We start from the raw sequence: 22030 nt of genomic DNA, 5'->3' as shown, positions 1-22030 counted from the left end.
CGCGTTCCTCAGTCCAGATGCTTGTGAAAAAACTCGACTGACAGGGCGAGCGCCTTCTCGGCCTCGGGCGCGCTGTAGGTCGCACCACCATGGCGCGCAAACGCATGGTCCGCGCCGGGATATTTGTGAATTTCCACGAGAGGGTTTGGCGACAAACGTCGTTCGATCATGGCGCAGACTTCCGGCTGGACCCATTTGTCCGCCAGCGCCTGATGCAGCATGAAGGGTTTGGACAGGTTCGGCGCCTCCTTGATCGAATGCTCGATATAGGTGCCGTAATAGGCGACCGCACAGTCGATGTCCGAGCGGCAGCACATCAGGTAGCCCATCTTGCCGCCGAGGCAGTAGCCGACCGTGCCCACCTTGCCGTTGCCGCCGTCGATCCCGCGCAGATAACTCGCGGTGTCCTCCATATCCTGGACCCCGAGGTCGTAGTCGAAGTCGTAATAGAGATCGATCGCCTTGTTCCAGTGGTCCTTGTTGCCGTCGGAAAGCTCCACCCCCGGCTCCAGCCGCCAGAACAGATCAGGCACGAGCGTGATCCAGCCCGCCTCGGCGAACTCCTGGGCGTGTTCGCGCATGGTGTCGTTGACGCCCCATATCTCCATGATGGCAATGATCGCGCCCGCCGGCGTCTTGTCCGGATAGGCGACATGGGCGCCCATGGTGGCCCCGTCCCGCAGCGGCACCCGGATGTCTTCGGTTCGTGCCATGTCGGTCTCCTTTAGTCCTGAAGCGCGGCCCAGATGCGCGCCGGCGTCATCGGCAGATCGATCGGCCCCTTGCCCGCGCTGGCCAGCGCGTCGGCCACCGCCGCCATGCCCGACGGCAGCGCCCCGGCCACGCCGGACTCGCCCGCACCCTTCGCACCCAATGGATTCGTCGTCGCCGGCACCGAATGGTGGCCGACATCGAGCATCGGCAGATCGTCGGCGCGGGGCATCAAGTAATCCATGAACGACGCGGTCATGAGCTGGCCGTCCGCGTCATAGACGACGCACTCGCCGAGCACCTGGCCCAGCCCCTGGGCGATGCCGCCGTGAATCTGGCCCTCGACCACCATCTCGTCGAACACGTTGCCCACATCGTCGACCGCCGCGTAACGCGCGACATCGAGTGTGCCCGTGTCGGAATCGATTTCGACTTCACAGATGTGACAGCCGTTGGGAAACGTCATCTGGGGCGATTCGAACAATTCCCGCGCGTCGAGCCCGCCCGCGAGTTCTTCCGGTAGCGCCAGCGTAGATATCTGATCCGCCAGTTCGAGAATGCCGATCGTCCTGTCGGTGCCCCTGATCCGGAACGCGCCCGCGTCGAACTCGATATCCGCCGCCGCCGCCTCGAGCACGTGCCCCGCCAGCGCGCGGCCCTTCTCTATCGCGGTGTCGCAGGACATGGCCATGGCGCTGCCTGCCATCATCATCGAGCGGGACGCCACCGAAGGTGTGCCCGGCGGCGCCTCCAGGCTGTCGCCCTCGATCAGCCGCACCTTCGACGGCGGGATGCCCAGCCGGTCGGCGATCAGCCTTGTGTAGGTGGACAGATGGCTCTGCCCCATGGCCTGCACCCCGAGGCGCACGGTCGCGTAACCGTCACCCTCGAATCGCAGATCGGCGGTCTCCTCCAGAATGCCGCCGGCGACCTCCAGGAAACACGCGATGCCGATCCCGCGAAGCTTCCCGGCTGCCTCGGACGCTGCCCGGCGCGATGGGAACCCGTCCCAGTCGGCGAGCGCCAGTGCGGAGTCGAGGCAGGCCTCGAACTCGCCGGAATCGTATATCGGCCCGTTCGGCGTCGTGTAGGGCATCGCCTTGGGTTTGATCAGGTTGCGGCGGCGAATCTCGACCCGGTCGAGACCCATTTCGGATGCGCCCTTGTCCAGCAATTGCTCGATGGCGATGATCGCCTCGGGCCGCCCCGCACCCCGATACGGCCCCAGCGGCGCGGTGTTGGTCAGGGTCATGGTCACGTCGATATGGATCGCCGGGATCGTGTAGACGCTCGCGAGGCAGTTCTTGGTGTTGTTGGTCGCGAACACGGCGGAGAAGGTGGTGAGATACGCGCCCATCCCGACCCGGTTATCGACGCGCAGGCCGGTGATCACGCCGTCCCCGTCGAACGCCATCTCGGCCGTGATCAGCGTGTCGCGGCCCGCCGTGTCAGCGAGGAAGCTCTCCAGCCGCGAGTTGCACCATTTGACCGGCTGCCCCACCTGGCGCGCGGCAAACAGGATCGCGGCATATTCGGGATAGGGATGCGCCTTCATGCCGAAGCCGCCGCCCACATCATGGGTCAGCACCCGCAACTGATCGGGTTCCACATTAAACACCTGGGCCGCGAACATCTTGGAGACCAGCCCGACACCCTGGGTCGGGGCGGTCAGCGTGTAGCGGCCGAGACCTTCGTCCCATTCGCCAATGCCGCCGCGCGGCTCCATGGAGACCGGCGCGAGGCGCGTGTCCAGAAGCTCCACGCGCGCGACATGCGCTGCGGTGTCGAACGCCGATTTCACCGCATCATTGTCGCCATGTTCCCATTCGAAGGCGACATTCCCGGCGGCACTCTCCCAGACCTGGGCCGCACCATCCGCCATCGCATCGGCCACGCCGGGAACCGCCGGCAGGTCCTCGATATCGAGAATGACCGCCTCGGCGGCATCCGCCGCCCGGGCCGCCGTGTCGGCGACGACCAGCGCCACCGCCTCGCCCGCATGGCGGACTTTTTCATAGGCGAGCACCGGCTTGGGTGCGGACGCCATGGTCATGCCGTCCCTACCGGGAAAGCTGATCGCCGGTGGGATATCGCCCAGCCCCGCGGCCTTGAGGTCCGCGCCGGTGATCACCGCCAGCACGCCGGGCATTGCCAGCGCCGCCGCGCCATCGACCCCGCGCAGGACGCCGTGGGCGACCGGCGACCGCACGAAGGCGCCGTAGGCCTGGCCGGAAATGTTGATGTCGTCGGTGAAGCGCCCGGCTCCCGTCAGGAGCGGCACGTCCTCGCTGCGCAGCGCATCATCGTCGCTGCCGTAACGCGCGGTAATTTCGTTCACGGATTTCCTCCCCCTCGATCATCCGCCCTGGCATTCTTGCGGCCGGGGTCGGAAAACAGTCTAGGAGAAGAAACGGGACGCGGGAAGCGGCCTGTTCCGGCTAGAACCCGTAGAACGCTTCCGAGTTGGTCACCATGATCTTCTTGCGCATGGCCTCGTCCGGCACCCACTGGCCGAAGGCCTCGACCGGGTCGGCGTCGTTCGGGTTGACCTCATACTTGTTGGGATGGGGCCAGTCCGTGCCCCAGATCACCCGGTCCGAATTCGCCTCGATGAGCGCGCGGGCCATCGGCTGACAATCGTCATAGGGCGGCAGGTCGGTGGCGCTGACCCGGTTGGCGCCGGAGATCTTGATCCAGGTGTTGCCGTCGCGCACCAGCTTCAGCAGGGCCTGGAAGCCCGGCGCCTCGATACCGGCGGCGGCCGGCTGATAGGCGAAATGGCCAATCGACATCGGGGTCGTCATCTTCTCGAACACCGGCATCAGGCCGACGATATCCTTGCCCGGGAACAGCCACTCGATGTGCCAGTCGAACGGCTTGATGCGCGCCTCCAGCTCGGGGATCGCGTCGAGCTCGAGGGGCATGCCGCCCTTGTTGTCGATATTCAGGCGCACACCGCGGATGCCCTGGTCGCTCAGTTCCTGGAGCTGGGCGTCGGTGAAATCCATGGTCATGGCACACACGCCGCGGGCCCGGTTCGGGGTCTCCGCATTCAGCGCGTTCATGCCGTCGAGGATGGCGGAATTGTCCGTCCCATAGACCGACGGCTGGGTGAACACGACGCGGTCGATACCCAGCGTCGCGTGCAGATGCTTGAGATCATCCAGCGTGGATTCCGGCGGGTTGTAGCCGCGGTCGGGCGACAGCGTATAGCGATCCTCGAACACATGCACATGGGTATCGATCGAGCCCTTGGGCAGGGTGATGTTCGGCTTGCGCGGGTTACGGTCGGGCGCAATGCAATCTCTGATATTGCTGTTCACGGCGAGGCCTCTTCTATGAATTTTATGGTCGTTTTCTGAATTGATTTCCCGCCGGAACGGCAGACGCGTTTCACTATCACATATTCCTGGCGGGCCGAAAGGCGTCGGACGCAAAGGGAAACTCTCATTGACGGAGGGCTCATGCGCACTCCGGAGCCATGATAACGCCAGCGCCGGTATGCAGCCACCGCACGCTATGCTTCGAGACGCCTTCTGCGACGGCTCCTCAGCATGAGGCCGCTTTTAAGGTCCTCACCCTGAGAAGCCCGCAATGCGGGCGTCTCGAAGGGCGGAGTCGATCAGCACGAGAAAAGGCTAGGCCTGCAGGTGCGCCCGGTAGAAGTCCAGCAGCCGGGCGATCACCCTGGCATAGACCTCGGGATTGCGCGGCTCGTAGACCTCGGCATGGTTGATGTCGGGTATCCGCATCATGTCCTTCGGTTCACGGGCGTTGGCGAACAGCGCCTCGCCCTCCTCCAGCCGGACCATTGTGTCCTTCTCGCCCTGCACCAGCAGCAGCGGCCGCGGCGAAATCCGGCCGACCCAGTCCTCGGCCCGGAAGCCGCAGGCGAGGTCGATATTCTCCAGCGGATACCCGTCGGGATAGGCGTCCTCGGTCCTGTACATGGTTTTGAATGCGGCGCGCTCGGCCGGTCCGGGCGGCGAGACCTGCTGATAGGACAGGCGTCTGGATTCGCCCGTCAGCACACGGGCGACCCGGTCCTCGGCCAACGTCTCCTGCAGCTCGGCCCATTCCTCCGCTGTCCGTTTCGAGCGTTGCCAGCGTTCGCCGTTACCGGGCGCGCCCACGGTCGCGATGACGGCGATCCCCGGATCGACGGCGGCGGCCTTGATCGACGCCCCGCCGCCGTGACTCAGCCCCATGAGGCCGATCCGGGTCTCGTCCACCTCCGGCCGCTGGGCAAGCCAGATCCGCGCGGCGAGGATATCGCGCACCTGTTCTTCCGGGTCGATCCGGTTGGCGATGCCGTCGCTGTCACCGAAGCCGCGATGGTAGAAATCCAGCGTGTGGAATCCGGCCGCCGCCAGGTCGCGCACGAAGGGCGGCATGTAGGTTTCCTTGCGGCCGGTATATCCATGTACGCAGATAATCGCGGGGGCCGGACTGTCCGCCTTCGCATGGGTGAACGTTCCGGCGAGGCGCACCCCGTCCGCATAGAATTCCGCCGCTTCACTTTGCATAGCCGCACTTCCGGTTGATCGTTCGGGCCGGTCGTGCGTCAATTATCGGCAGTCGCGGTATTGGCCGACCATTTTACAGGACTGACGATCATGCGCACCAAGACCCTGAGCCCCGAAGAGATGGAGCGCTATATCGCGCGCTTCGACGAACTGCCGGCCAACAAGGACCGGACGGCGGGCAATATCCCCACCGAGGCCCGCGAGATGATGACCGCGCGCGCGACCCGCACCGTCATCGCGTCGACCAGCGTGGACACGCCGTGGGGCAACGGGGCGATCCCCGGCCCGGAGAATTTCGCGGTCGTGATCGCGGAATGCGAGGCGGGCAACGGCCCCGGGCTCCACTCCCACGCCCACACCACCGAGACCTTCACCTGCCTGCAGGGCCGCTTCCGGATCGAATGGGGTGACGAAGGCGAACACGCGACCGAGCTCGGCAAGTTCGACACGATCGCGGTCCCGCCGGGCATCATGCGCCGGTTCGAGAATATCAGCGACGAGACGGGCCTGCTCCACGTCACCCTGCAGGGCCCGCTCCGCGACGTGGAATACGCGCCCAGCGTGGGCGCAGAATTGCGTGAAAAATTCGGTGACGAGGTCATGACCGAGATCGAGAAGCTCGGCTACAACTTCAACGCCGGGCTGGACGCGTAGGGACCATTGCGGGCGGGTTTGAAACCCGCCCCCACGTCAACATTCACGGTCGTCATACGCGGGCTTGGCCCGCGTATCTCGTCTCCGCTTCAGGCAGAGATGCCCGGATCGAGTCCGGGCATGACGTGTGTGCTTGCAGGGGCGGGTCTGCGACCCGCCCGGGATTCGATTTCGCTACCCCGCCAGCGAGACCGTCGCCTCTTCGTAGCTCGCGTCGCCCAGGCCTTCCCCGTCCGGGAAGATGTCATGTTCGGCGATCCACGCACGGGAATTTTCGAAGATGTCGAGCGAATAGGATTCGAACACGATCCGCTCGCCCGGCCCCATGCGCCGCACGTCGATCATGTCGTGATACCGCGCGGGCAGTTCCTTGAGATAATAATGGGTGTAGAGCTCGGGCCGCAGGTCGATGTCCCGCTGGGCGCGGCGCAGCGCGTTGTAATATTTGCGCACGTCCTCCATGTCCGGGTCGCCGCTGATCATCCCGGACATCATGAAGGTCGAATCGCAGATCTTCCGGAAGCCGAGCTGCTCCACCACGTAGTAGGGCGCGCTGAACAGGGACGCCGCCGGCACCTTGCCATCCACGAGCAACTCCAGCCGCTTGAACAGCAGGCCGTCGTTGAAGGACAGGTTGATGTCGTCGGGCGCGAGCCACTGTTCCAGCGCCTGGATCGTCGAGTAGTGGCTGCCCGACTGGTAGCCGACCGAGACCGGCACCCCGGCCAGGTCCTCGGGCTTGTGGATATCGGAGTCCGCCGGGACGAAAACGCCGCAGGGCGAAACCGAATAGGCGTCGCGGTAGAGCTTGCCATGACCGGAGGCGGCGGCGGCATTGACCGTCCAGTGGCAGGCCGAGCTGATGTCGCAGCTCCGGCCCTTCTCGAAGGTCTGATAGGCGCCGACCTTGTCGCCCAGATCATGCTGCTTGCCGTCGTCGGACGTCAGCTGGTCCTGGAACACATAATCGAGGCCTTCGTCGTCGAAATAGCCTTTTTCTTCGGCGACCCATTCCTGCAGCCGCATATGCGGCGCGATCACGAATTTTTCCTTCGTCATATGCTTGCTCCCGGGTATCCGCACGGCCGGTCCCACACTGGCCCGTGCCTAATAGAGATTGTTCTCATAATCCTTGACGAGCTGGGCATCGACCTCGTCGGCATCGACGCCGTACCAGTCTGCATTGATCCGGCCCAACGTTGGAAAATCCTTGCGGTCCGTGTGATTGTCCGCGTTCCACAGATCGGCGCGGATCACCGCCTTGCCGCAATGAAAGTAGACATAGCGAATATCGATCACGAGTGCTGCGAGCGGCGTCTTGCCGTTGGCGACAAGTTTTTCCAGCAGCGCGGTGTCCGTGGAGAGGCGCGCGCGACCGTTCAGCCGCAACACCTCGTTGAGGCCGGGCACCATGAACATCACCGCGACCTCGGGGTTTTCCATGATGTTGTGGAAGGTGTCGGTACGGCGATTGCCGGGACGGTCGGGAATGGCGATGGTCGTGTCGTCGATCACATGCACGAAGCCCGGCGCATCGCCGCGCGGGCTGCAATCCCCGGGGCCGTCGCCCGCCGCCGATGTCGACAACACGCAGAATGGCGAGAGCGCGATGAAATTCTTGCAGTGATCGCTGAGCGCAGGTTTTTCCTTGCGCGCGAGATGACCGCGCGGCTCGCCATAATGTTCGACCAGCTCCTCAACCGACTTGATGTCGCCATCCGGCATGGTGTTATCCTCCGATGTTGGCGACAGCCTGTATCCCATTGGCCGTTCCGTCAACATCGCAGGCAATCCAGGCTGAGACGACCGCATGACCGACAAGATCTTTCTCGACTACACGCAAGAAGAACTCGACCTGCAATACACGAACCTGGTGACCGATCACGACCGGGACACCCAGCAGGATTTACAGACGCGCTCGGCCGAATACGCCAATCACCACGCCGACGCGCGTGACCTCGCCTATGGCGACGATCCGGACAACCGCTTCGACCTGTACCGGGCGGGCGCGGATCCCAAACCGGCCGTTATCTTTACGCATGGCGGCCAGTGGCAACGCGGCGGGACGGCGGTCTCCATCGCCTGGGCGGAGGCCGCGATCGAAAACAACGTCTCCATCGTCGCCGGAACCTTTCCGATGATCCCGCGGGTGCGCCTGCCGGAGATGGTGGATCACGTGACGGCGCTGGTCCGGCACATCCGGGCCAACGCCGGTGAATACGGCATCGACCCGACACGCCTGTGCATCGCCGGTCATTCCTCCGGCGCGCATTTGGCCGCCGCTGCCCTGGTAAGGCTGGCCAACGAAGACGATCTCGACGGCATCGTCTGCGGCCTGACCGTCAGCGGCAACTATGATCTGCGACCGCTCATGCTCAGCTACCGGCGCGAATATCTGCAGCTCAGCGAGGAAGAGACAACCGCGCTGTCACCGCTGCTCATGCTCGACCGGACGCTGCCGCCGACCATGGTCGTGCACGGCAGCGAGGAAAGCGACGAGTTCATGCGCCAGGCCGCAAATTTCCATACCGCGCTCACCAGGCAAACCGAGACAGGTCTGCATGTGGTGCCGGGTGCCAACCATTTCGCGGTTTTCGCCGGGCTCGAAGACCCGCAATCGCCCGTGTGGGAGTTCCTGAACAGGTATCTCTAGCGCGGTCTGCGCGAACGAACGGCGCGTTTATTCCGCCGCCTTCGCATCCGCCGCCGGTTCATGAATCGCCCCCGAGGCGATCAGGCTGTCGATCTCGGCGGCCGCGAACCCGAATTCCGCCAGCACCTCGCGACTGTGCTCGCCGATCAGCGGCGCGCCGCGGCGGATCGACGTCGGCGTCTCGGAGTATTTCACCGGATGGGCGATCACGCTGTGCTCACCGCCGGTCGCGGCGGGCACCTTCTCGATCATCCCCCGCGCGATCGTGTGCGGGTCCTCGCTCATTTCCTTGACGTCATAGACAGGCCCGGCCGGCACGCCCGCCGCCTCGAGACGCTCGAGCCATTCCGAGGTCGTCCGGTGGCTGAGAATCTCCGTCAGGGTTTCGACCAGTGCTTCGAGATTGGTCATCCGCATGTTGCTGGTCTCGAAACGCGGGTCCTCGGCCAACTCGGGCGCGTCGATCGCCTCTACGAATTTCAGCCAGGTGTTCTGGTTCGCCGCACCCACGACCAGCGACGTGTCCTTGGTCGGGAAGGCCTGATAGGGCGCCGACAGGGGATGGGCCGATCCCATGGGCTGGGGAATCTCGCCGCTCGCCTGATAGATAGCCGTCTGCCAGAAGGTGTGCATGATCCCGGCCTCGTAGAGGGACGAGTCCACATGCTGCCCCTCACCGGTCTCGTAGCGATGGGCGACAGCGCCGAGAATGCCGACGGCCGAAAGAATGCCCGCGGTGATGTCGGTGATCGGCGCGCCCACCTTGACCGGCGGCCGCCCGGGGGCCTCCCCGGTGGTGCTCATGATGCCCGACATGGCCTGGGTGATCAGATCGAACCCGCCGCGCTCGGCATAGGGGCCGGTGCGCCCGAAACCGGAGACCGAACAGTAAATCAGCCGCGGGTTGAGCGCATGCATCTCCTCCCAGCCAATGCCGAAATGTTCCATCGCGCCCTTGCGGTAATTCTCGATGAACACATCCGCCTGGGCGATGATCCGGCGCAGCGCCGCGCGGCCTTCGTCGCTCTTGGTGTTGACCGCGAAACCGCGCTTGTTGCGGTTCATCATGGCGAAGGCGGCAGAATCGCCCTGCGGTCCTTCACCGAAGCGCCGCGTATCGTCGCCGCCGGGCACGCGCTCGACCTTGATCACATCGGCACCCATATCGGCGAGCATCTGGCCGCAGGTGGGCGCGGCCATGATATGGCTCATCTCGATGACCTTGAGGCCGTGCAGCATTCCTGTCGTCTTGTCCGTCATCTCTAACGTTCCCCGAAATCTATCGTCCGTCGAATTCCGGCTTCTCCTTGGCCAGGAAGGCCTTGTAGCCGGTGTTGAAATCATCCGTGTCGAAACAGGCGAACCCCTCGGCCGCTTCGGCGTCGGTCAATGGCGGCCCGCCGGCCAGCACCCGATCCACGAATTTCTTGTGCCAGCGATTGACCAGCGGCGCACCATCGGCGATCCGCCGCGCGGCCGCATAGGCCTCATCTTCCACTTCATTGTCAGCCACAACGCGGTTCACCAGGCCCTTGTCCTTCGCCTCGGCCGCATCGAACACGCGGGCTTCATACAGAATTTCCAGCGCCACCGAGCGCCCCACCAGGCCCACCAGCGCCTCCACCTCGGGATAGGCCATCACCAGGCCGAGCCGGTTGATCGGCACGCCGAAGCGCGAGCCTTCACCGCAAATCCGCATGTCGCACATGAGCGCGATCTCGAGTGCCCCGCCGACACACAGCCCCTTGATAAGCGCGATGACCGGATGGGGGCAGTCGCGGATGGCGTGCATCGCATTGTGCATCAACCCGCCATAGACCTCGGCCTGCGCCGCATTGGACCGTTCGGTCGGGAACTCGGAGATATCCGCGCCCGGCCCCATGGCCCTGTCGCCCGCGCCGCGCAGCACCACGCAGCGAATGCTGTCATCGCGGCCGAGTTCGCCCATGACCTCGCCGACCCGGGTCCACATGGCCTTGTTCAGCGCGTTCAGCTTCTCCGGGCGGTTGAGCACCACGGTGACGATATCGCCCTCGCGCTCCACCAGCACCACGTCCGCATCGGTTGCGGTCTCGTTCATCGTCTCGTCCTCGCCCGCGTCACCGACATTGCCGGTTCGCCTCGCCTGTCTGTTGTCTCAACTGTTGTCGCAGTATAGTCCAGAGCCATGAGCCAGCCCACCGTCCCCAACGATCCCATCGGCGCATTCGTGCCCCATAACATCACCGCGCCCATAGCCGGGTCGGGCAATGGCCCGCTGGCCGGCAAGACGTTCGCGGTGAAGGACCTCTACCATATCGCCGGACGCAAGGTTTCCAACGGCAACCCGGACTACTATGCGTGGGCGCCGATAGAAGACAACACCGCGCCGACCGTTCAGAAGCTGCTGGACGCCGGGGCGGACATGGTCGGCATCACCGTCTGCGATGAGTTCTTCTACAGCCTGTCCGGCGACAACGCCCATTACGGCACACCGAAGAATGTCCGCGCACCCGGCTGCATGCCTGGCGGCTCGTCCTCCGGTTCGGCCGCGGCGGTGGCGGCAGAACTTTGCGATTTCGCGCTCGGCTCCGACACCGGCGGTTCGGTCCGCATCCCGGCTTCGTTCTGCGGGCTGTACGGGCTCCGCCCGACCCATGACCGGGTTGACCTGTCCAACGCCCACCCGATGGCGCCGTCCTTCGACACGGCCGGCTGGTTTACCAACGACGCCGAACTGTTCCGCGCCATCGGCCCGGTGCTGCTCGACGCGGCGACGGTTTCCGGCGACATCGGCCGAATGCTCGTCCTGACCGACGCGTTCGACCGCGCCACGCCAGACGTGCGCGCCGCCCTCGAGGCCGTGCTGGACGCCGCGGCCGATTTCCTCCCGGTGGGCGAACCGATGGCCGTGGCGGGCGACGATACCCTCGATATCTGGTGGGACGCCTTCCGCGTGATCCAGGCCGGCGAGGTCAAACAGACCAACGTCCCCTGGGTTGTCGAACACAACGCCGATCTCGGACCCGGCATTCGCGAGCGTTTCGCCATGGCGGCGGCCATGACATCCGAGGAAATCGAGGCCGCCAATATGGTGCGCGACAGGGCGCGTGAGCGGGTCCGCAAGCTGGCGACACCGGGGACAATCCTGTGCCTGCCGACGGCGCCGGTGACCGCGCCGGCAACCGATGTCGGCGGCGCGGCGCTCGAGTTCTTCCGGTCCAACACGATGGCGCTCACCTGCATTTCAGGGCACAGCGGTTTGCCGCAAATCGCCATTCCGGCCGCGGAAGTGGACGGGTGCCCGATCGGGCTGTCCTTCATCGGCTGGCCCGGCGGTGACGAGGCCCTCCTCGACCTCGCCGTGGCACTGCAGCCTTTCTGCATCCGCTAGCGCAAGAAAGACGCCACCATGCTCGACGCCATCCATCCCGACCTCATTGGTGGCGTCGCGGCGGTCCTGACGACCATCGCCTTCGTTCCCCAGGTTGTGAAATCCTGGCAGACACGGTCCACCCGCGACATCTCGCTCGGCATGTTCGTGATCTTCGGGACCGGCCTTTCGCTTTGGCTTGTCTACGGTTTTATCATCGAATCCCGGCCGATCATCGTCGCCAATGTCGTGACTCTCATGCTGGTTGCCGCGATGATTGCAATGAAGCTGCGCGGCGGGCGCGGCTGAACCCCGCGCCATGAGCGACGCGCCCCATATCCTCGCGATCGACCAGGGCACAACCAGCACCCGGGCCATTCTGTTCGACGCGTCGGGCACACCCGTCGACATCGCCCGGCGCGATCTTCGGCAGATATTCCCGAAACCGGGATGGGTCGAACATGACCCCGAAGACATCTGGAACGACACGATCGCGGTTTGCCGTGACGTCCTCGGTTCGACGCACCGCGTCGCCGCACTGGGTATCACCAACCAGCGCGAGACCACGCTTCTGTGGGATCGTGCAACGGGCGTCCCCATTTACAACGCCCTTGTCTGGCAGGACCGGCGCACCGCCCCGTCTTGTCGCGCTGTCACCGAGGCCGGCCATGCAGAGATGATCGCCGGGCGGACAGGGCTTCTGCCCGATCCCTATTTCTCGGCATCGAAGATCGCCTGGCTTCTCGATCACGTCGACGGCGCGCGCGAACGCGCCGAAGCGGGAGATCTCGCCTTCGGTACTGTCGACAGCTTTCTGCTCTGGCGCCTGACCGGCGGCGCCACCCATGCGACGGATGCGACCAACGCCAGCCGGACAATGCTGTTCGACATTCATCGCCAGGAATGGCGCGAAGATCTGCTCGATCTCTGGCGGATACCGGCCGCGATCCTGCCGGACGTGCGCGACTGCGCCGCCGATTTCGGCACCACGATTTCGGCAACCATCGGGGCCGAAATTCCCATCCGCGGGATCGCGGGGGACCAGCAAGCCGCCGCGATCGGGCAGGCCTGTTTCGCACCGGGCATGGTCAAGAGCACCTTCGGGACAGGCGGTTTCGTGTTGATGAACACCGGCTGTGAAGCCGCGCCATCCGCCAATCGCCTGCTGACCACGATCAACTACCGATTGGGGGGCGAGACGACCTACGCGCTGGAAGGCTCGATCTTCGTCGCCGGGGCCGCCGTCCAGTGGCTGCGCGATGCGCTGCATCTCATCGGGGCCGCGCCCGAAACCGAACCCCTGGCCCGCGCGCTGTCATCGAACCAGGGCGTCTATATGGTACCGGCCTTCGCGGGATTGGGTGCACCCCATTGGGACCCGGCGGCCCGCGGCGCGATCCTCGGCCTGACGCGCGATTCCGGAATCGCCGAGATCGCCCGCGCCACGTTGGAGGCCGTGGCCTATCAGACCAATGATCTGCTCGACGCCATGTCCGCCGACCGTGGCGCCAAGCCCGAGACCATTCGCGTGGATGGCGGCATGGCCTCGAACGACTGGCTGATGCAGTTCCTCGCCGATATTCTCGATATGCCCGTCGAACGCCCCGTGACGACGGAGACCACGGCGCTGGGCGCCGCCATGCTCGCCGGTCTCGGTATCGGGCTGTATGCGAACCCGGGCGATATCGACAATCGCTGGCGGCTCGACCGTGACTTCAAACCCGAAATGAGCATTGATACACGCACGGAACTGCTGGCCGGCTGGCAGGATGCCGTAGCGCGAACACTGTCAACATCTTCCCGGGAACCGATATGACCATAGAGATACACGGGCATTGCGATCCCGATTTCAAAGCCGTTCATGGGGCACTGGCGCGTAATTTCACGGCGCATGACGAGATCGGCAGCGCCGTCGCGATCTATCACGAGGGCAAGAAAGTCGTCGACCTCTGGGGTGGCCATATGGATACGGCACGTACCAGGCCATGGCGCGAAGACACGCTGTGCATCATGTATTCGATCGCCAAGAGCATGTGCACCACATCCGTCCACATCCTCGCAGACCGGGGCCTGGTCGATCTCGAGGCGCCGGTCTCAGATTACTGGCCGGAATTCGCCCAGAACGGCAAGGCGGACATCAAGGTCCGGCACATCATCTCGCACAATTGCGGGGTGTGTTTCGCCGACGCGACGGAGCCGGGGGACATATTCCACTACGACCGCATGATCGCAGCGCTGGAAGTTCAGGAACCGGCATGGCCGGCCGGCGCCAAAGGTGCCTACAATTCGGTGAACATCGGCTATCTGGCGGGCGAAGTGGTGCGCCGCGTGACGGGCACGCCGATTCGGGAATTCGTTCAGGAAAATATCTGCGCGCCGCTGAGTGTGGACTATCAGATCGGTGTGCGCGAAGCCGATCTCGAACGTGTCGCCGACCTGACCCCCAATCCCGGCGGCAACGTGATGGCTGCACAGGCTGCGACCGGCGAAACACCTCTGTCGCGGGCCTGGCGGCCCAACCCCAAACCCATGAACACCGATGTGCAGAACAGTCATGCGTTCCGCACGGCCGGGATTCCGTCATTCGGCGGGTTCGGCGAGGCACGCGCCATGGCACGTATCTACGCGATGCTCGCCAATGGTGGTGAGATCGACGGCGTTCGTATTCTATCGCCCGAAGCCATCGCGCGCGCCACGGTCACTCAATGGACCGAGGCGGCCGACGGCATGACCGGCCGGCCCATGCGCTATGCCATGGGATATGCCAAGAACCCGCCCGGCGCGACGGTCATGGGGCCCAACGAGAACGCCTTCGGGCATCTCGGATCCGGCGGCGCGCGCGCACTCGCCGACCCGGACAGGAATCTTGCACTTTGTTTCGTGTCGAACTACCAGAGCGAAGGCATGAGTGTGGGCGTGCGAACCGAAGCCATCGTCGACGCCGCGTTCTCCGCCTTCTAGGAAGTTTCGCCCCCGCCCCAGCACCGGACCTGTCTTGACCCAATCCATCAGTTCAATGCGGCGGCGGACCCGTGACGCCACCCTGTTTGCCTGCGGCGGGCTATCGGCCATGTCGGTGGCGGCGGTGGCGCCCTCGCTACCGGAGCTGAGCGCGCATTTCGGAGATCAGCCGAACATCGACCTCCTGGCCCGGCTTGTAGTATCGATCCCGACGCTTTTGCTGGCCCTGTCAGGCCCCATCGTCGGCAGCCTCGCCGATCGCATCGGCCGCCGACCGATTCTGATATTCGGCATCCTGCTCTACGCCGCGTCCGGTGCGTTGCCGTATATCCTCGACGATCTCACGGCCATCCTGGTGTCCCGTGCCGCCCTCGGTCTCGGCATGGGCATTCTGTTCACGCTGCCGCCCGCCCTGCTCGCGGATTACTATGAGGACATCCCGCGGCGCCGACGCGCGATCGCCATCTTCGCGGGCGCAACCGCCAGCGGCGGGGTCGTCTTCGTGCTCGCAGGCGGCATCGCGGCGGACATTCACTGGCGCGCACCGTTCCTGCTCTACCTGTCCGCGCTGCTCTTCCTGCCCAGCCTCATAGCGACGGTGAACGAGCCCGCACGGACGAGACCTGTCGACGCGCAGACCGGCACACTCGCGCCGCGCGCGCAATCCGCAAAACCCACCCCTTGGCTCACCCTGATCGCGATCTATGCGATGGTTGTCGTCACGGGCGGCGCCTTTTTGCAGATGCCCCTCAACCTGCCGTTCCTGCTGGTCGATATCGAGGTCACCCAGGCCAGCATCGCAGGCTATGCAATCGCCTGGCCGCTCCTGTTGATGGCGATCGGCGGCCCGCTGTTCCCATATCTGCGCAAGCACCTGTCGAACGCCTGGATCTACGCGCTGATCGCCGCAGGCATGGCCATCGGCTACCTGCTGCTCACATTCGCCGACAGCTTGCTCGTGGTAATGATCGCCCTGTTCTGCTTCGGCGTCGGCATGAGCCAGATGTTCGCAAACACGAGCACATGGCTGCTCGGCCTCACCGACCCTGCCGTTCGCGCGCGCGTGCTCGGCGGCCTGACGGCGGCGATCTATGCCGGGCAGTTCGCGTTGCCCTTCGTCGCGCAACCCATCATCCGTGAAGCCGGAATCCGAACATCCTTCGCCGTCTTGTGCGGGGCCCTGCTATTCATGGCCATCGCCGCACCCCTCGTGAGCTGGCTGAACCGGTGCTTCCGTCGCCCGGGCAAGACGGGACAGACCGGATAATTCAGGCGCCGTAGCAGCCGGCCAGCCGGGCGCGCTGGCGCACCAATCCCAGCACGATATCAATCGACGGTGTGGGCACTTCGACGATTCGGCCAAGCTCCTGGACGGATGCGACAAGTGCGTCAATCTCCATGGGGCGACCCAGTTCCAGATCCTGCAGCATCGATGTCTTGTGGTCGCCGACGTCGCGGGCGCCGGCAATACGCTTGTCCACATCAATGGCGAACTTGACGCCGAGCGCCTCGCCCACAGACTGCGCCTCGACCATCACGGCGCGGATCACCGAACAGACATCGGGATCGTCGATCAACTCCGCCAGCGTACCGCCGGTCAGTGCCGAAATCGGGTTGAGAGATACATTTCCCCAGAGCTTGACCCACATCTCGTCGCGAATGCGCGGCCGGACCGGTGCACGCAATCCGGCATCGGAGAGCAGCGCAGCCAGGGCCTGTACCCGTTCGGTCTTCTCGCCGGACGGCTCGCCCAAAGTGAAACGATTGCCGTATTCGTGCCGGATCACCCCGGGCGCGGTGATTTCCGCGGCCGGATACACCACGCAGCCGATCGCACGTTCGGGCCCGATCACATCCCATTGCCGGTTGCCCGGGTCGACCGACGCCACGCGGGTGCCCTCATGAGCGCCGGCGAGCTTGTAGAAGTACCACCAGGGCACGCCGTTCTGGGCTGTGACCACGGCCGTCTCGGGTCCGAACAACGGCATCATCCGGTCCGCCACGGCGGCGGCCGAATGGGCCTTGAGAGTCACAATCACAATGTCCTGGGGGCCGGCTTCTTCAGGGCTGTCCGTGCAACGCACCTGTACCACCTTGTCGTCCGCATCGTCGCGCACGAGCCGCAGGCCGTTTTCGCGCATGGCGGCAAGGTGCGGCCCCCGCGCAATACAGGTGACTTCGGCGTTGCCCGCGTCCGCCAGTTCGACCGCCAGGTAGCCGCCGATCGCCCCCGCGCCGAAAATACAAACCTTCACAGCGCCCCCCTAAAGCCCGAGCTTCTCATGCAGGCCGATGCGCTGCAGCTTGCCTGTCGCGCCCTTGGGAATCTCCTCCAGGAAGATCACCTTGCGCGGCACCTTGAAGTCCGCGAGCTGCTTGGCGGCGAAATCACGAATGCTCGCCTCATCGGCGGACTGATCTTCCTTGAGCACGATCGCGACGGCGACCTCTTCACCCAGTTTGTCATGAGGATAGGCGAAGGTGAGCGCCTGCGCGACCGCCGGATGATCCAGCAGGACCTCATCCACCTCACGCGGGCTGATCTTCTCCCCGCCCCGATTGATGATCTCCTTCAGGCGCCCCGTGAGGCTCAGATAGCCCTCGTCGTCGATCTGACCCTGGTCGCCGGTCCGGAACCAGCCGCCGGTAAAGGCCTCGGCGTTGGCCTTGTCGTTGGCCTCATAGCCCGCGGTGACGTTCGGGCCACGGATGACGATCTCGCCCGTCTCGCCCTGGGCCAGAATTTTGCCGTCCTCGTCCATGATTGCGACTTCCGGCCCCGCCGCGATGCCCACCGACCCGGGCTTGCGGGCGGCCGGCGGCAGCGGGTTCGAGGCCATCTGATGCGCCGCCTCGGTCATGCCGTAGGATTCGATCACAGGGCACCCGAACGTGTCTTCCAGCGACGCCATGACCTGGGGCGGCAGTGACGACGACGACGACCGGATGAACCGCAAATCCATCGCCGCCAGGGTGTCGGCGTTGCGCGCGGCACGCGCGACAATCGCCTGATGCATGGTGGGCACCGCCGTGTACCAGCTGGGTACCGCATCCTCGAACCAGCGGAAGACCCGCAGCGCATCGAAGCCGGGCGTGCAATAGGTGCTGCCCCCGGCGGCCAGGCTCGAAAGCACGGCCGCGATCAGCCCGTGAATATGGAACAGCGGCATGATGTTGACGCACCGGTCATCCGGCGTCAGCGCCAGGGTCGCGCCGATGTGCACGGCGGACGCGCAGATGTTGGTCTGGCTGAGCGGGACGATCTTGGGGCGCGAGGTCGTGCCGGACGTGTGCAGCACCAGCGCGATATCGTCCGCACCGGCATTGCCGGGCGTTTTCGTCGGATCGGCGGCCGACGCGGCATCGCCGGAAATTTCAAACATGCCCGCCGGGTCATCGCTTGATGTGATGAGCTCCAGAACCGGCACCCCCATGGAGTCCGCGACTTCGATCGCGGGTGATTCGCTTCCCGCCTCGACAAACAGCGCCCTGGCGTTGAGATCTTCGAGATAGAAGCGGAACTCCTCCGCCCGGTAGCCCGGGTTGAGCGGCGCGGTTGTCGCACCGGCAGCAACCGCCACAAACGACGTCGCCATCTCGGGACCGTTCGGCAGCACGATCGCAACCCGATCGTTACGGCCGATTCCCAGGCGGTTCATGTCGGCGACGGTCGTCGCGACAAGTGTGCGAAGCGCCCCATATGTCAACGGCGTGCGTTCAGGTGCCGCAATCGCGATATCGTCGTCGGCACCCGCCCCGATCAGTTCAAAAACCGTATTCACCTTGTACCCCCTCGCATTTGAAGCCAACGATACCATCCGCGACATCGTGACTGTTCTTGAATAAGCGAAAGGGGAGGGTCACTGCAATGCGCCGGGTTCGGACCGCGCCAAAATTTCCGACCGATCAAACGTAGATGTCGACCCGTGGGGCGTCGCCGACGAAGACCCCCGCATCACCGGGAAGCAGGATATCCTGCTCAAACCCCAGGGACGGATAATGCGCCGCAGCCCGGGACCGGACGACGGCATCGCCATCGGCGTTCGCCGTCTCCTGCGCCAAATACTGCGCCAGGAAAAGCGGGTTCGGACCATTGTGCACCGGCGCGCGGCGTGTCGTGGTCCGAGCCCGGGATTCGTGCTGGAGATCCAGTTCGACAATCACCCGCGCGCGCGCCATGCGCGACGACAGATGAACATTCTGACGTTCGTGTTGATCGGGGCCCGGCGTAGCGGAGATGTATCCGACACGCTGAGCGGCGGCTTCGGCAGCAGCGCGCAGGCGGGCGGCATTTGTTGCCGCCACGTCTGCGCCTATCCCGATACGGCCTGGTAGGTTTGGTGTCACTTCGCGCCCGGTATTGCGAACTTCAGATATTTACAAATTTACAGAAATACTCTTAAAGAATAATCTATGATTACTTACAATTGTATATTTCGTTAACCATAAATACCATAACGCACCCGGGGTTAGTCGGAATTTTTTTCCTATGTAAATGTTTTATCGGCAATTATTACCCTTTGTTAAGAACTGGCCACGTAAAGTGCCGGTGAATTGTCCGCGCAGAAAGTGCGGGTTGAAGAAATCAACCTTCAGGTAGGAGGTACAGAATGTCGGACCTGGCCCACATGGCCGAAGCGGGAAGTGTACCCGAACCAGTCGATAGCATGCCGCTGTCGGATCTGGTTGGGCTGCTTGTGGCATCCGGCGACCTCTTCTACGAATGGGATCTGGAAACCGACACAATTGGCTGGACCGGCCAGGTATCGGAGATCATCAATATTTCGGATACAGGCAGCGTCGCGACGGGAGACACCTTCCTCAGCCGGATCCATCCCGAAGACCTGCCGCACCGCATGATCGCATTGTCGAACCACTTCGTGCGCAGTGATTCCTTTGACCGCGAATTCAGGCTGCGTGACGATTCCGGCCAGTTCATCTGGATTCGCGAACGCGCCGTCGTCACCAAGTCTTCGAACGGCAAACCAATGCGACTGACCGGCATGGTCCGTTGCATCGACGACCGGAAACGTTCCGAGGAAGAAGTAAACTTCCTTTCGAATCACGACGCGCTGACCGGTCAGTACAACCGGCTGCGACTGCGCGAAGCGCTGGAACACACAATCAAGCAGGGCCTGCACCGTAATCGGCAAGGCGGGCTGCTTCTGGTCGGGCTCGACAAGCTGAATATCGTGTCCGACGTGTATGGCGAAGAGACGGCCGACGCCATCGTCCTGGCGACCGCGCGGCGTATCGAGGAAAGCATGCGCGTCGGCGACGTGGTGGGTCGGGTCGGGTCCGACCGCTTCGCCGTGATCGTCAACCAATGCAACACGTCCGAGATCTCGACAATCGCAAGCCGTTTCCTGGCGACGATCCGCGAAACCCCCATTTCCACGCCGGCGGGTCAGATGACGATCACCGGCTCGATCGGCATCTCGATATTCCCGACCGATGCGTTGACGGCACATGAGATCGTGGCCAATGCTGACAACGCCCTGCGCGGCGCACGGCGCCTGGGATGCGACTGCTATCTCGAATACAGCGACATGCCGGAGCATACCCGTACGGAACGCCCCGATCTCGTGGTCGCGGAGCAAGTCAAACAGGCACTCAACGAGGGGCGTTTCAAGCTCGCCTATCAACCGATCATGTCGACTGCGACCGGCGAGGTCATCTTCTATGAAGGCCTCGCGCGCATGCTGGATCTGGAAGGCAATCCGGTCGCGGCCGGCGGATTCGTACCCGTCGTCGAGCAAATGGGCCTGATGCGCCTGATCGACCGGAAAGTGCTCGATCTGGGGCTCGACGCGCTCGAGCGCAACCCGGCGATGAACCTGTCGATCAACGTTTCGGGTATGACCGCAGTCGATCCGCTGTGGCTACGGCAGCTTGAGGAACGCCTGCAGGACCGCCGCGATCTCGCGACACGTCTGATCCTCGAAATTACGGAGACAGTCGCGCTCGACGATATCGATGAATCTTCGCGCTTCGTCGACGCGCTCAACAAGTTCGGCTGCCGGGTGGCGCTGGATGATTTCGGCGCCGGCTTCACATCCTTCCGACATCTGCGCGCGCTCAATGTCGCGATGGTCAAAATCGACGGGTCGTTCGTACGCGATCTGGTGCACAACGAAGACAATCTTTTATTCGTCCGCACCCTGATCAATCTGGCCAAGGGAATCGGGCTTGAATCCGTCGCGGAATGGGTCGAAACCGAAGAGGAAGCCGAACTCCTCCGGCGCGAAGGGGTCGACTATCTTCAGGGCTGGCATTGCGGACGGCCGGAGATCGACCCCGACTGGATGGCCTAGGCCCCGAATTCGGGCCTCATGGCGTTCAGCGCGCCAAATCGTCGAGCTGGCGACGCAAGCTCTCGACCTGAGTCTTCAGATCATCAAGCTTCGATTCGTCATCGGACGGGGCCGCCGACCCGCCTTCTTCATTTCCCGGTTCACCGGCACCAGCCGCGCCGTAGGGCGTGAACATCTGGAAGGCACGTTCGAACATCGCCATGTTCTGGCGGCCGAGCTCCTCCCATTGGGCAAACGGGTTCATCGTCTGGCCGACGGCGTTCTGCATATAGTCGCGCATGCGTTCCTGATTGTTCGAAAACGCATCCATCGACGCTTCGAGATAGTTCGGCACCATTGTCTGAAGGCTGTCGCCATAGAACTGGATAAGCTGGCGCAGGAAGCTGACGGGCAGAAGGTTCTGGCCCTTCGATTCTTCTTCAAAGATGATCTGGGTCAGGACAGAGCGGGTGATATTGTCGCCCGATTTGGCATCGACCACCTGGAACTCGGTTCCGTCTTTCACCATCTGGGACAAATCATCGAGGGTCACGTACTTGCTCGTCGACGTGTTGTAGAGTCGCCGATTGGCGTACTTCTTGATGATGATCGGATCTGTTTCGTCTGATTTGGCCATGATTCACGGAACCGCAATGTTCGTCGTTAAGACCCCCAGTATAGCAGAAAAAGAAATTATGTTGCATCGCAGCGGATATTTGTCTCCATCGATTGTCCCGGTGGCGATTCCCGGAAGCGTGGGGCTATAGTCGGACATCATGACCGATCAGCCGGATTTCGCAGCCCTCGCACGGCAGTATCTCGATCTATGGGAGGATCAGCTTTCGGCCATGGCGGCCGATCCCGATCTGGCCGAACAAAC

20 protein-coding genes are annotated in these 22030 nt (G+C 63.8%); 8 read left to right on the top strand and 12 right to left on the bottom strand.

Annotated elements, in window-relative coordinates:
• Nucleotides 1-8: 8 nt before the first annotated feature.
• From ABJ363_06425 to ABJ363_06410, 4 genes are all read right to left on the bottom strand, one after another.
• The gene (locus ABJ363_06425; protein MEP4378618.1) at nt 9-713 is read right to left on the bottom strand and encodes a dienelactone hydrolase family protein; all 705 of its coding nucleotides are present in this window, start codon (nt 711-713) and stop codon (nt 9-11) included.
• An 11-nt stretch (nt 714-724) separates the two neighbouring features.
• Complete coding sequence (locus tag ABJ363_06420; GenBank protein MEP4378617.1) at nt 725-3049, bottom strand: xanthine dehydrogenase family protein molybdopterin-binding subunit; 2325 nt, start codon at nt 3047-3049, stop codon at nt 725-727.
• 100 nt (nt 3050-3149) lie between these two features.
• Nucleotides 3150-4034: an amidohydrolase family protein gene (locus tag ABJ363_06415; GenBank protein MEP4378616.1), complete on the bottom strand. Its 885-nt coding sequence runs from the start codon at nt 4032-4034 to the stop codon at nt 3150-3152.
• A gap of 315 nt (nt 4035-4349) precedes the next feature.
• Nucleotides 4350-5237 (bottom strand): alpha/beta fold hydrolase, encoded by an 888-nt coding sequence (locus tag ABJ363_06410; GenBank protein MEP4378615.1) that lies wholly within the window; start codon nt 5235-5237, stop codon nt 4350-4352.
• A 90-nt stretch (nt 5238-5327) separates the two neighbouring features.
• Here ABJ363_06410 and ABJ363_06405 point away from each other — a divergent pair, with 90 nt between their 5' ends.
• Entirely contained in the window at nt 5328-5891 is a 564-nt protein-coding gene (locus tag ABJ363_06405) for a cupin domain-containing protein (GenBank protein ID MEP4378614.1), read from the top strand.
• Nucleotides 5892-6065: 174 nt separating this feature from the next.
• Here the strand turns inward: ABJ363_06405 and ABJ363_06400 are convergent, their stop codons facing one another.
• Together ABJ363_06400 and ABJ363_06395 are read right to left on the bottom strand one after the other, a co-directional pair.
• Nucleotides 6066-6950 (bottom strand): hypothetical protein, encoded by an 885-nt coding sequence (locus ABJ363_06400; GenBank protein MEP4378613.1) that lies wholly within the window; start codon nt 6948-6950, stop codon nt 6066-6068.
• A gap of 48 nt (nt 6951-6998) precedes the next feature.
• Nucleotides 6999-7616, bottom strand: a complete 618-nt coding sequence (locus tag ABJ363_06395) for a pyridoxamine 5'-phosphate oxidase family protein (GenBank protein ID MEP4378612.1) — start codon at nt 7614-7616, stop codon at nt 6999-7001.
• A gap of 85 nt (nt 7617-7701) precedes the next feature.
• Here ABJ363_06395 and ABJ363_06390 point away from each other — a divergent pair, with 85 nt between their 5' ends.
• Entirely contained in the window at nt 7702-8544 is an 843-nt protein-coding gene (locus ABJ363_06390; protein ID MEP4378611.1) for an alpha/beta hydrolase, read from the top strand.
• Between the two features lie 27 nt (nt 8545-8571).
• Here the strand turns inward: ABJ363_06390 and ABJ363_06385 are convergent, their stop codons facing one another.
• Complete coding sequence (locus tag ABJ363_06385) at nt 8572-9804, bottom strand: CaiB/BaiF CoA-transferase family protein (protein ID MEP4378610.1); 1233 nt, start codon at nt 9802-9804, stop codon at nt 8572-8574.
• Nucleotides 9805-9823: 19 nt separating this feature from the next.
• Entirely contained in the window at nt 9824-10624 is an 801-nt protein-coding gene (locus ABJ363_06380; GenBank protein MEP4378609.1) for an enoyl-CoA hydratase-related protein, read from the bottom strand.
• An 87-nt stretch (nt 10625-10711) separates the two neighbouring features.
• On the opposite strand from ABJ363_06380, the gene ABJ363_06375 reads away from it, so the two are divergent.
• From ABJ363_06375 to ABJ363_06355, 5 genes are read left to right on the top strand one after another with little or no spacing between them, the layout of a single operon-like run.
• On the top strand, nt 10712-11917 hold the full coding sequence (locus tag ABJ363_06375) for an amidase (protein ID MEP4378608.1): 1206 nt from the start codon (nt 10712-10714) through the stop codon (nt 11915-11917).
• Between the two features lie 18 nt (nt 11918-11935).
• Nucleotides 11936-12205 (top strand): SemiSWEET transporter, encoded by a 270-nt coding sequence (locus tag ABJ363_06370; GenBank protein MEP4378607.1) that lies wholly within the window; start codon nt 11936-11938, stop codon nt 12203-12205.
• Between the two features lie 10 nt (nt 12206-12215).
• The gene (gene glpK, locus ABJ363_06365) at nt 12216-13712 is read left to right on the top strand and encodes a glycerol kinase GlpK (GenBank protein ID MEP4378606.1); all 1497 of its coding nucleotides are present in this window, start codon (nt 12216-12218) and stop codon (nt 13710-13712) included.
• A complete protein-coding gene (locus ABJ363_06360) occupies nt 13709-14857 on the top strand; it encodes a serine hydrolase domain-containing protein (protein MEP4378605.1) in 1149 nt (382 codons plus the stop codon). Before glpK ends, ABJ363_06360 begins: the two co-directional genes overlap by 4 nt.
• A gap of 34 nt (nt 14858-14891) precedes the next feature.
• Entirely contained in the window at nt 14892-16124 is a 1233-nt protein-coding gene (locus ABJ363_06355; protein ID MEP4378604.1) for an MFS transporter, read from the top strand.
• 1 nt (nt 16125) lies between these two features.
• On the opposite strand, the gene ABJ363_06350 is transcribed toward ABJ363_06355, so the two are convergent.
• From ABJ363_06350 to ABJ363_06340, 3 genes are all read right to left on the bottom strand, one after another.
• Complete coding sequence (locus ABJ363_06350) at nt 16126-17112, bottom strand: 2-dehydropantoate 2-reductase (GenBank protein ID MEP4378603.1); 987 nt, start codon at nt 17110-17112, stop codon at nt 16126-16128.
• Between the two features lie 9 nt (nt 17113-17121).
• Entirely contained in the window at nt 17122-18675 is a 1554-nt protein-coding gene (locus ABJ363_06345; GenBank protein ID MEP4378602.1) for an acyl--CoA ligase, read from the bottom strand.
• An 88-nt stretch (nt 18676-18763) separates the two neighbouring features.
• Complete coding sequence (locus ABJ363_06340; GenBank protein MEP4378601.1) at nt 18764-19162, bottom strand: hypothetical protein; 399 nt, start codon at nt 19160-19162, stop codon at nt 18764-18766.
• Between the two features lie 305 nt (nt 19163-19467).
• On the opposite strand from ABJ363_06340, the gene ABJ363_06335 reads away from it, so the two are divergent.
• Complete coding sequence (locus tag ABJ363_06335; protein MEP4378600.1) at nt 19468-21171, top strand: GGDEF and EAL domain-containing protein; 1704 nt, start codon at nt 19468-19470, stop codon at nt 21169-21171.
• A 25-nt stretch (nt 21172-21196) separates the two neighbouring features.
• Here ABJ363_06335 and phaR read toward each other — a convergent pair whose 3' ends face one another.
• Nucleotides 21197-21787 (bottom strand): polyhydroxyalkanoate synthesis repressor PhaR, encoded by a 591-nt coding sequence (gene phaR / locus ABJ363_06330; GenBank protein MEP4378599.1) that lies wholly within the window; start codon nt 21785-21787, stop codon nt 21197-21199.
• Nucleotides 21788-22030: the final 243 nt, after the last annotated feature.

Source organism: Alphaproteobacteria bacterium (genome assembly GCA_039980135.1).
GTDB lineage: Bacteria > Pseudomonadota > Alphaproteobacteria > UBA6615 > UBA6615 > UBA8079.
The sequence above is the reverse complement of the archived record's forward strand: the minus strand, read 5'-3'. Positions and strand labels throughout refer to the sequence as shown.